Source organism: Streptomyces sp. NPDC059900, assembly GCF_050270335.1.
Classification (GTDB): Bacteria; Actinomycetota; Actinomycetes; order Streptomycetales; family Streptomycetaceae; genus Streptomyces.
In genome coordinates, this window is the sequence record NZ_JBNNJZ010000002.1 from 43,211 (window position 1) to 53,151 (window position 9,941).

Here is a 9,941-nt window from a genome sequence, read left to right on the forward strand (position 1 = left end):
ACCTTACCGATTTTCGCCCTGGAGGGCGTAGACAGCGGCCTTTTGGAAATTGCACAGCGAGCGTGCGGCCGGAGCGGCGGGGGATCGCTTCGTGCAACCGTGCATTGCCCGGTCAGCGGGCCTGTGGAACGGTCTGGTTCGTCTGCCACGGGCAGGCGAAAGAACTGCCCGCTCTGTTGGATCCGCTCCGTTGGATGCATCTTCAAAAGGGGTTCCCCATGCCACTCGCACTACTAGCCCTGGCGATAGGCGCCTTCGCGATCGGGACCAATGAGTTCGTCATCATGGGTCTGCTGCCGGAGGTCGCGGGGGATCTGTCCGTATCGATTCCCACCGCCGGGCTGCTCATCTCCGGCTACGCGCTGGGGGTGGCGGTGGGGGCGCCCGCCCTCATCGCCCTGACCACACGAGTGAGCCGCAAGCATGTGCTGACCGGGCTCCTCGTGCTGTTCGTCGTCGGCAACGCGCTCTCCGCGCTCGCCCCCAATTACGGCATGCTCCTGACCGGGCGGATCGTCTCGTCCCTGTGCCACGGGGCGTTCTTCGGCATCGGTTCGGTGGTCGCGGCCTCGGTGGTCGCCCCCGGCAAGCAGGCCGGCGCGGTGGCCATGATGTTCAGCGGACTCACCATCGCCAACGTGGTGGGGGTGCCCGCGGGCACGTGGCTCGGCCAGGCGATGGGCTGGCGTTCTGCGTTCTGGGCCGTGACCGCGCTCGGTGTCCTCGGCATCCTGGCCGTCGGAGCCATGATTCCCCGTCAGCCCGCCGATCCCGAGGCCTCGCTGCGGCAGGAGTTCGCGGCGTTCAAGCGGCCGCAGGTGTGGCTGGCCCTCGCGATGACCACCCTTGGCTTCAGCGGTCTGTTTGCCAGCTACAGCTACGTCAGCCCGATGATGACCGAGATCACGGGCTTCGCGTCGGGCAGCGTCATGTGGCTGCTCGTGGTCTTCGGCTGCGGGTTCGTCGTGGGCAACGCCCTGGGCGGCAAGGCCGCCAACCGCGCCCCCATGGCCACGATCCTGGTTCTCTTCACGGCACTGACCGTCGTCCTCGCCACCTTCACCTTCACCGCCGAGTACAAGCCGCTTGCGGCGATCTGGCTGTTCCTGCTCGGTGCGGTCATCTTCGGTACGGTGCCGCCGCTGCAGGCCCGGGTGATGCAGGAGGCGCCCGGCGCGGGCACGCTCGCGTCGGCGGCCAACATCGCCGGCTTCAATCTCGGCAACGCCATCGGGGCCTGGGCGGGCGGCCTGGCCATCAGCGGCGGCTTCGCCTACAACGACACCAACTGGGTGGGTGCGCTGCTCAGCGGCTCCGGTCTCGTCCTGGCCGTCGTCGCGGCGCTCACCTCCCGGCGGGGCAAGCACCCGGTGGCGGTGCCGGAGGGCGAGAGCAGCACCGCCGATGCCGCTCCGGCCCGGGTCTGAGGGAGCTTCGACATGCCGATGATCCAGGTGGAACTGTCCGGCGGCGCCAGCAGCGTCGACTGTCTCGTGGTGGGCGCAGGGCCGGGTCTCGTTCTGGTCCACGGCACGGGGGCCGATGCCCTCGGCACATGGGGAGCGTTGATCGATTCCCTCTCACGGCGGTTCACCGTCGTGGCGCCGACCCTGTCGGGTTCGGGTGCCACGACGGACGCCGGAGGGCCCCTGAGCATCGATGATCTCGTCGCGCAGGTGGTCGCCGCCGCGGACGCGGCCCGGCTGGATTCGTACCATCTCGCGGGCCATTCCCTGGGTGCCGTGGTGGCCGCGGCCACCGCGGCACGGGAGCGGGGGCGGGTGCGCTCGCTGTTCCTGCATGCGGGCTGGGCCGCCACCGATCCGTGGCAGGCCTTCCAGTTCGAGACGTGGCAGCGTCTGCTGCGCGTCGACAAGAGTCTCCTCTCGCGGGTCCTCCAGCTGACCGCCATGGGCCCCGGCAGCCTGTCGGCCCGCTCCGCTGCGGACTTCGACGTCGCCGTCGCGGGCTTCGACGGGCTCTTCGACGCGTCGGGCATGGCCCGTCAGTGCGCGCTCAACGCGCGCGTCGACATCACGGCGGACCTGGAACGCATCAGCGCCCCGACGCTGGTGGTCGCGGGCTCCCACGACCTGATCGTTCCGCGCCACCACCAGCGGCAGCTGGCACAGGCGATCCCCTCCGCCGCCTACCTGGAGCTGGCGGGCGGGCACGCGCTGCCCTTCGAGGAACCGGCGCTCTTCCGGGAGACGTTGGAGAACTTCCTGGACGACGTCAGTGCGCCCGTCGGCAGCCGGTAGATCAGGGCTGCGGGGCGTGGGGAGCGGCGGCGGGGCGGGGCTCCGCCGCCGTCTGCGTACGCTCGGTCTCGATCCGGTCGGCCAGGGCGAGCCAGGCCTCGGAGTACTCCCGTGCGGCCTGTGCGACGGCCTGCCTGCTGGTCGGCGGGAGCCCGGAGATCAGCTGCTCCTGGAAGGCGGTCGCCTGCACGCGGCTGTCCAGGAGGCGCAGCAGGGCGCGCCCCGTCTCGGTGAAGCGCAGCGTGGGGTCGCGGCGCAGCACGTGCAGCACGGAGGGCCGGTTCGCCGCGGGGCGCGCCGTCCGGGGTGCGCCGTTGGTGTCGGCATCTTGGGCCGGGGCGGGGCGCCGGGGCTCGGTGTCGGGGCGTTGCTTGACCGGTACGGGGTCGTCTCCGCGGCGCAGCCTTCGGCGGACGTCGCGCACCGTGCCGGTGGAGATGCCGGAGACGGCGGCGACCTCCCGCAGCGAGGCGGTGGGGTTGGAGGCGATGTAGCGGGCGGCGATGGTGCGTCCGTCGGCGGTGCTCAGGGGGCGGATGCGGCCGTCCAGGCCGACGCGGGCGTGCAACTGGGGAATGTCGTCGGTTGCACACCGCCGGATCGCGCTCACCGTCTTGACGGAGAGCCCGGTGGTGGCGGCGATGGCGCGGTCCGAGCACTGCGGGTGGGTGGCGACGATGCGGGCCGCCGCTGCCGTACGGTCCTGCTTGGTCAGCTGGAGGCCGTGCGCGAGGTTGGCCTTGACCGCGAGGATGAACGCCTCGTCGGCGGGCCCGTCGAAGAACTGGGTCTCGATGGTGGTGCGGCCCTGGAGGAGGGCTGCGCGGACCCGGTGGGCGCCGTCGATCACCCGCATCGTGTCGCGGTGCACGAGGATGGGCGGCAGGTTCTCCTTGCTGGCGGCGAGGGCACGGGTGTGTTCGGTGTTCTCGCCCTCGCAGCGCGGGGACTCGGTGACCTGGAGCCGGCTGAGGGGCACCAGGTGGACGGTGGCCAGGCGCGGCGCGCTGCCGGTGAGGGGCTTGTCGTCGGCCGCGTCGGCGGGGAGCACGGCGATGGTCCGGGCAGGAGCGGGCCGGGTTGCTGCCATGTGTGTCTCCCCCATGTGTTTCTCCCCCGTCTCAGGTGTCCGGGCGGTCGCGTGTCCGGGCTCTCGCGCGCGGGCCGGGCTTCGGTGATGGCGCGGCGTGGCCCGCCCTTGCCGCCGATGGAGTCGCATCGGAGGCAAGGGCGGGCCGGCGGCGGGCTATTCGGCGGGTGTGCCGCCGAGGTCCATCTGGTTGCGGTGGACGACCAGCTTGGCGTCCTTGGCCACGTAGTAGTTCTGCACGGAGTAGGCGATGGTGGCGAAGTCGAGCCGGCCGTCGCCGTTGAAGTCGGCGGCCGCGATACGGGCGACGGAGTCGTCCGAGACGCGCCACTTGGACCAGATGCCGTTGGCCGCGTCGATGGCCTTGTAGTACATGACGCCCTGCCAGGGCCACGGGCCGCGCAGCGCGACCAGGAACTCGTCGTCGCCGTCGCCGTCGAAGTCGGCGCACAGGATCTGGTGGCCCGGTCCTTCGCCGTTCTCGTTGGGGTCGCCGAACACGTCGAGGAGCGTGCGCTCCCAGCCTTCGCCGTCGGCGGCGCTGTTCTTGGTGTAGACGGCCACGGTGTTGCCGTGGAAGGGCTCGATGGCCGCGACATAGCCCATGGGGTCGTCGCCGATGCGGCCGGCGTTCAGGTCGCCGCTGCCGCGGAACCCGGTCTGCTCGAACTGGGTGGTCTCGCCGGTGCCGATGAGCTCACGCACCCAGTCCTCGCGCTGCTCGTCCCAGTACAGCCAGGTCACGCCCTCGTCGGAGGCGAGCAGGAGCGATTCCAGGTCGGAGCCGGGTATGAGGCCGCTCTTCTTCTCCGCCCCGTGGATCATGCGGAAGTGGCTGTCGTCGATGACGGTCATCGGCCACTCGTCGGCGGTGTCGACGTCATCGGGCTGGGTGAACAGCACGACGGGCAGGACCGCGTGGACGTCTTCCTTGGCGACGATGGGCAGTCCGATGATCTCCAGCCGCTCCCGCTGGGTGAAGTAGCCCGCCCGCAGCCGGTGCATGCCGGTGGCGCGTCCGACGTAGTGGCGCTTCCAGCGGGTCTCGTCCTTGTCCGGGCTGCCGGGGTTCTCCAGCCAGTCGATCTTCCCGCCGGCGGTGTTGGGGTCGTGGATGGTGCCGATGGGGCCGTAGAGGTCGTAGCAGACGATGATGTCGGGGTGGCCGTTGCCGCTGATGTCCGCGTAGTCGGCGCCCACCGGCATCTTGATCTTGTCGGCGACGAGGCGGCGGGTCCACTTCTCGTCGTTCTGGTACCAGTAGATCTCGCCCAGGCGCAGCCCGTAGCCGAACAGGTCGGGGCGGCCGTCGGCGTCGATGTCGGGGGCTTCGAGCCAGTAGCCGTCGCGGAGTTGGTCGGCGACGAGTTCGGGGGTGAAGGCGGGGGCCTGGATGGGCTGACGGGCGTGGGGCATGGTCGGGCTTCCTGTCGTTCTGGCTGTCGTACGGGCTGTCGTTCCGGCTGTGGGGCTATCGGTCGGTGGCATGGAATTCGAGGGCGAGCCAGACGCAGTCCGTGTCGGCGTAGTACTGGTGCCAGGGGTAGGCGAAGGAGCCGTCGTCGGCCGTGGCGCAGAACGGGTCCGGGGTCGTGTAGCCGGGGCTCATGCGGATGTCCTGGTAAAGGGTGGCGTGGTCCCGGTGGTGGAACTTCTGCATGCGGCCGTGGCCGTGCACCTGGGTGTGGACCTCGATGAAGTCGTGCCGGTTGTGGATGGCGCAGTCGGTCGCGGCCGGGGCGAACCACAGGTTGGCCGTCATCCGGAAGGTCTCCGGGGCCGTTGCCTCAGGGCGCTCGCCCAGTGCGTGGGCAGGATCGAAGTCGAGGGTGCCCAGGGTGTGTTGCGGGCCCTTCCACAGGTCGAGGTCGCCGAAGCGCTGCCAGCCGGGGTCGTGCATCAGGCCCGCGAATACGGCGTCGGGGTCGCAGCGCAGGGTCAGTACGTGTTCGGCGTCCTGGACGGTGGTGTCGCGCAGGATGGTGGAGGACCAGGCAGGGATCGTCTTGTGGGGCCGTGCGCCGATCGTGACGGGCCGGGTGGTGGGGTTGACGACGATCGTGGGCGCGTCGATGCGGTAGTTCTCGGCGCGGTGGACGACGGCTGCCTCGATGAGGTCGGTGCCGAAGTCCAGCGGGGTTTCGGTGTTGGCGAGCAGGGTGGGCATCAAGGTCCTCGGGTGGGTCAGACGCCGGTGGTGGCGAGGTGCCGCTGGTCGGGCCGGGCGGGGTCGAAGGGCGTGACGGCCGGGCCCATGCCGAAGAAGTGGGCGAGGGCGCCGATGGTGCGCCCGGTGGCCCGGCCGTCGCCGTAGGGGTTGGCGGCCGTGGCCATGCGGGCGTAGGCGTCGGGGTCGCGCAGCAGCTCGACGGTGCTCTCGACGATGCCGTCGGTGCCGGTGCCGACCAGCTTCGCGCTGCCTCCGGCGACGGCTTCGCCGCGTTCGGTGACGTTGCCGATCACGAGGGTGGGCTTGCCGAGCGCCGGGCCTTCTTCCTGGCTGCCGCTGCTGTCGGACAGGATGAGATCCGCCCGGGACATCAGCTTGCAGAAGGGGAGATAGGGCAGCGGGTCGACCACGGTGATGTTGGGGTGGTCGCTGATGTGGGGCAGCATCGCGTCGCGCACCGCGGGGTTGCGGTGCAGGGGTATGACGATGCGGACGTCGGGTTCGTCGGCGATGGTGCGAAAGGCCTCGGCGATCCGGGGCAGGTGCGGCCATGCCTCGCGGCGGTGGGCGGAGGCGAGGATGATGCGCCGGTGGTCGAGGCCGATGTCGCGCAGGGCGGGCTCGTCGTAGTCCTGTGCCTGGCCGACGGCCCAGTGCAGCGCGTCGATGACGGTGTTCCCGGTGACCACGACGCTCTTGGGGTCGATGCCCTCGCGCAGCAGGTTGGCGCGGTTGCCCGGGGTCGGCGCCAGGTGCAACTGGCTGATCTGCGCGACGAGTCGGCGGTTGCCCTCCTCGGGGAAGGGAGAGCGCAGGTGACCGCTGCGCAGCCCGGCCTCGACATGGACGACGGGGATACGCAGATGGAATCCCGCGAGGGCCCCGGCGAGGGTGGTGGCCGTGTCGCCGTGGACGAGGACCGCCTCCGGCTTCAGGGCACCCAGGTGGCTCTCCAGGCCTTCCAGGGAGCGGTGGGTGACCTGGGTGAGTGTCTGCTTGGGGGTCATGATCCCCAGGTCGATGTCGGCGGTGAGGCCGAAGGTCCTCAGCGTCTCGTCGAGCATCTGGCGGTGCTGTCCGGTGGAGATGACGACCGGTCTGAAGCGCCGGTCCTGCTGGAGCTGCCGGATGACCGGGGCGAACTTGATGGCTTCGGGCCTGGTGCCGAGGATGACGGCTACGGTGCGCATGTGCTCTCTTCGGTCTCGGCGCCCACGGGCCGCTGGTGCCGGGCTGGCCGGCGCGCTGTCGGCGGGGGCGCGTGAAGATGGGGAGGGCGTGGTGCCCTGCCCCCGGGGAGCGGCCGCCTGGTGAGGGGCCTGGGTGACGCGTGCGGGGCCGACGGATTCGACCCTACGAAAAGGGCATTCGGTTTTGGCCGGTCGCCGTCATCCGGCGGATACCTTGGCAAGTCGGCGGTCATCGACGAAGTCGGTGAGCCAGGTCAGGAACTCCTCGCCGAGGTCTTCGCGTTCGGTGGCCAGGCGTACGGTCGCCTTGAGGTACTCGGTGCGGTCCCCGGTGTCGTAGCGGCGGCCGTCGAAGACGACGCCGTGCACCGGGCTGCCGGACAGGGCGAGTTCGGCCAGGGCGTCGGTGAGCTGGATCTCCGCGCCGCGGCCCGGCGGGGTGCGCCGCAGGACGTCGAAGATCTCGGGGTCGAGGACGTAGCGGCCGATCACGGCGAGGGTGCTCGGCTGGGTGCCGGGGGCCGGCTTCTCGACGAGGTCGGTGATGCGTACGGTGTCGCCGCCTGCGGGCGGTGTGGCGGCGGCGCATCCGTAGCGGTGGATGTTCTCCGCTCCCACGTCGAGCAGGGCCACGACGCTTCCGCCGCGCTCCGCCTGGACCTGCGCCATACGGGCGAGGAGCGGGTCGCGGGGGTCGATGAGGTCGTCGCCGAGCAGCACCGCGAAGGGGTGCGGCCCGATGTGCGGGGCCGCGCACAGCACCGCGTGGCCAAGGCCGCGGGGGTCGCCCTGGCGTATGTAGTGGATGTCGGCGAGGTCGGTCGGGGCGCGCACGTGGGCGAGCTTGGCGTGCTCGTCCTTGCGGGCGAGGGCTTCTTCCAGTTCGTGGTTGCGGTCGAAGTGGTCTTCCAGGGCGCGTTTGTTGCGGCCGGTCACCATGAGGATGTCGGTCAGGCCCGCTGCCGCGGCCTCCTCGACGACGTACTGGATCGCGGGCTTGTCGACGACCGGGAGCATTTCCTTGGGGGTTGCCTTGGTCGCGGGCAGGAAGCGGGTGCCGAGGCCCGCTGCCGGGATGACCGCTTTGGTGAGCCGGGGCGCTGTGGTGTTCATGCAGGCGAAGCTAGCGACGCCGCGGCGGACTCGGTCCGGTTGCGGCCCCGGCGGTGCTACTTCGCCAACTCGGCTGCGGGTACAGGCCGACTTCGGCAGGTCACGGCCCCGGGCGCGGGTCTGTTCGGGGTCCGGGGGCGGCCGGTGCGAAGCCCTGTGCGGCCAGGTGCCAGACGCGGTCGGCCCGCAGGGCGAGGTCCTGCCCGTCGTCCGCGGCGAGGCCGGGGCCGGGGCACTCGGCTCCGGCCACCAGGTGGACGGCGAGGGCGAGCACGTCCCCGGGGTCGGTGTGCTCGGCGAGCTGGCCCGCGCAGTGGGCGCGGGCCACCAGGCAGCGCAGCTGCGGCAGCCACAGCGACTGCCAGGGCTGCTGCGCCTCGGGGCCTTCCTGCGCCAGGCGGGCCGCAGCCCGCACCACGGGGTCCTCGTCCAGGAGTCGTACGAGCGCCAGGGTGACGTTCATGACCGCGGTGAGCGGGACCGCCGTGCGGCGCGCGGCGTTGTCGACGGCTGCTTCGGTGACCGCGTGGCCCAGCCGGACGACGGCCAGGGCCAGGTGTTGTTTGGAGGGGAAATGAAAGGTGAGGGCGCCCGTGGAAAGGTTCGCGCGTTCACAGATCCTGGCGAGGGAGGTGCCGCGGAAACCGGCTGCCGCAAACTCCTCGCTTGCGGCGGACAGTATGCGTCGGCGGGTATGAACGGCTCTGTCTTGCGTCACACGCGCAAGCTCAGCATGCGGCATCGCGGGGGAAATAGTGGCAGTGGCCCATTCCGCTGCGATTTCGGCAACTTGATTTCACGCGGCCGTCTGATTCGGCGCGAAGGGGACGGTTCTCCGGTGGAGAGTGTCGTAGACGTAGGCGGCGGACACGAGGGTCATGTGCCGGTGCCAGCCGGGAAAGGAGCGCCCTTCGAAATCGAGCAGGCCGTAGTGATCGGACAGCTCGCGGACGGTTTCCGCGCAGTGGGCCAGGTGCCGGGTCAGCCGGGCGATGTCACGGGGCGGCCGAGTGATCATGTTGGTGAGCCACAGGGGGTTGTCCTGACCGGGCGTCCGGTCGCCGTGTTCCGTCCGGTCGCCGTGTTCGGTGAAGAGCCGGAAGGAGCGGCCGCGGGCGGCACCGGGCACCCGGACGAGACCGCTGGCCGTCGTGTCGTCGCCGGGTGCCGTGCCGCGCCTGCGGTGCGCGGAGGGATGCAGGCGCAGAAAGCGCGTCGCCGTCATCGCCGTCGGTTCGAGGGGGGTGTGCGGGCGCGGTCGGGCGGTCAGGTGGCTGCCGGGGGTCACGGTCAGGGTGCCGGGGACGGCGGCGACGAAGGAGTGGCCCTGGCGGCTCAGCCCGGTGATGACGTCCGCGGCGCGGGGTTCGTTGCGCAGGTCGGCGAGGAGCGGGGCCGCGGGTACGGAGGCGGGGTCGGGGCCGGGGTCTGGTTCGGAGTCGGGGTGCAGGAACTCGCCGGTCAGGTCGAGGATGTGGGCCCCCTGGTGCAGCGGCCGCGCGGTGGCGGGGATGCGCGTGCGGCGGCGCAGTTCCGTGTCCTGCTCCCAGCGGTCGGGCAGCAGGATCCGCCACTCCACGGGCAGGGTCAGGTCCCGCACGGTCAGGAAGAGCCCGATGCCGACCTGGCAGTTGACGGTACGGCCCGCGTCGGGATCGAAGCGGCGGTGGACGCCGACGGAGTGATCCCCTCGTTTGGGCAGCACGGCGGTGGCGACGGACCAGGTCAGCGCCTCGCCCTGCTCCTCGATCAGGCGTATGAGCTCCTCGCGGGCCGGTTTCCAGTCCCACGGGCTGGCATTGATGAATTGGTGCAGTGACTGGCATGCCGAATCGGAGCCGGTGGCCGCCTGCGCGAGACGCCGCACCGATTTCTTTCCCGGGGTTCCGAGAATCCCTTCCAGGTAGGTCTGCGCCCACTTCCGCTGATCCGCGCGAGGCAGATGGCCGAAGAGTCTTTCGCAGAACTGGAACGTGTCGGACCGAGGCATCGACATCGGTATCGGCGTCAGTGTCGACGTCGGTATCGGCATCATCGGCGGCATCGGAGAATCCCCCTTCTGTAATCACCCGTGGGCCGGGTGTACGGCCGTGGAGATTACAGAAGTTCCGTTATGT

At 70.7% G+C, this 9,941-nt stretch carries 9 protein-coding genes; 2 read left to right on the forward strand and 7 right to left on the reverse strand.

Annotated features, from left to right (window positions below; genetic code table 11):
• Positions 1 to 218: 218 nt before the first annotated feature.
• On the forward strand, positions 219 to 1,427 hold the full coding sequence (locus ACQKIP_RS00775) for an MFS transporter (RefSeq protein ID WP_365863994.1): 1,209 nt from the start codon (positions 219 to 221) through the stop codon (positions 1,425 to 1,427).
• 12 nt (positions 1,428 to 1,439) lie between these two features.
• The gene (locus tag ACQKIP_RS00780) at positions 1,440 to 2,261 is read left to right on the forward strand and encodes an alpha/beta fold hydrolase (protein WP_365863992.1); all 822 of its coding nucleotides are present in this window, start codon (positions 1,440 to 1,442) and stop codon (positions 2,259 to 2,261) included.
• A gap of 1 nt (position 2,262) precedes the next feature.
• Here the strand turns inward: ACQKIP_RS00780 and ACQKIP_RS00785 are convergent, their stop codons facing one another.
• From ACQKIP_RS00785 to ACQKIP_RS00815, 7 genes are all read right to left on the reverse strand, one after another.
• The gene (locus ACQKIP_RS00785; protein WP_365863990.1) at positions 2,263 to 3,351 is read right to left on the reverse strand and encodes a ParB/RepB/Spo0J family partition protein; all 1,089 of its coding nucleotides are present in this window, start codon (positions 3,349 to 3,351) and stop codon (positions 2,263 to 2,265) included.
• Between the two features lie 156 nt (positions 3,352 to 3,507).
• Positions 3,508 to 4,767, reverse strand: coding sequence for an FG-GAP repeat domain-containing protein (locus tag ACQKIP_RS00790; protein WP_365863988.1), 1,260 nt, complete (start codon positions 4,765 to 4,767; stop codon positions 3,508 to 3,510).
• A 55-nt stretch (positions 4,768 to 4,822) separates the two neighbouring features.
• Complete coding sequence (locus tag ACQKIP_RS00795) at positions 4,823 to 5,518, reverse strand: hypothetical protein (RefSeq protein ID WP_365863986.1); 696 nt, start codon at positions 5,516 to 5,518, stop codon at positions 4,823 to 4,825.
• Between the two features lie 17 nt (positions 5,519 to 5,535).
• Positions 5,536 to 6,711 (reverse strand): non-hydrolyzing UDP-N-acetylglucosamine 2-epimerase, encoded by a 1,176-nt coding sequence (wecB, locus tag ACQKIP_RS00800; RefSeq protein ID WP_365863984.1) that lies wholly within the window; start codon positions 6,709 to 6,711, stop codon positions 5,536 to 5,538.
• Between the two features lie 198 nt (positions 6,712 to 6,909).
• Positions 6,910 to 7,824 carry a UTP--glucose-1-phosphate uridylyltransferase gene (locus tag ACQKIP_RS00805; RefSeq protein WP_365863982.1) on the reverse strand — a complete coding sequence of 305 codons (915 nt, stop codon included), beginning with the start codon at positions 7,822 to 7,824 and terminating at the stop codon, positions 6,910 to 6,912.
• A 100-nt stretch (positions 7,825 to 7,924) separates the two neighbouring features.
• Positions 7,925 to 8,542, reverse strand: a complete 618-nt coding sequence (locus tag ACQKIP_RS00810; RefSeq protein WP_365863980.1) for a TetR/AcrR family transcriptional regulator — start codon at positions 8,540 to 8,542, stop codon at positions 7,925 to 7,927.
• Positions 8,543 to 8,620: 78 nt separating this feature from the next.
• Positions 8,621 to 9,820 carry an IS701 family transposase gene (locus tag ACQKIP_RS00815; RefSeq protein WP_427741815.1) on the reverse strand — a complete coding sequence of 400 codons (1,200 nt, stop codon included), beginning with the start codon at positions 9,818 to 9,820 and terminating at the stop codon, positions 8,621 to 8,623.
• Positions 9,821 to 9,941 lie beyond the last annotated feature (121 nt).

Excerpts from the sequence above, each read along its gene's own strand:
- ACQKIP_RS00790 (WP_365863988.1), bottom strand. The coding sequence starts at position 4,767 with ATGCCCCACGCCCGTCAGCCCATCCAGGCCCCCGCCTTCACCCCCGAA.
- wecB (WP_365863984.1), bottom strand. The coding sequence starts at position 6,711 with ATGCGCACCGTAGCCGTCATCCTCGGCACCAGGCCCGAAGCCATCAAG.
- ACQKIP_RS00785 (WP_365863990.1), bottom strand. The coding sequence starts at position 3,351 with ATGGCAGCAACCCGGCCCGCTCCTGCCCGGACCATCGCCGTGCTCCCC.
- ACQKIP_RS00805 (WP_365863982.1), bottom strand. The coding sequence starts at position 7,824 with ATGAACACCACAGCGCCCCGGCTCACCAAAGCGGTCATCCCGGCAGCG.
- ACQKIP_RS00780 (WP_365863992.1), top strand. The coding sequence starts at position 1,440 with ATGCCGATGATCCAGGTGGAACTGTCCGGCGGCGCCAGCAGCGTCGAC.
- ACQKIP_RS00795 (WP_365863986.1), bottom strand. The coding sequence starts at position 5,518 with ATGCCCACCCTGCTCGCCAACACCGAAACCCCGCTGGACTTCGGCACC.
- ACQKIP_RS00775 (WP_365863994.1), top strand. The coding sequence starts at position 219 with ATGCCACTCGCACTACTAGCCCTGGCGATAGGCGCCTTCGCGATCGGG.
- ACQKIP_RS00815 (WP_427741815.1), bottom strand. The coding sequence starts at position 9,820 with ATGTCGATGCCTCGGTCCGACACGTTCCAGTTCTGCGAAAGACTCTTC.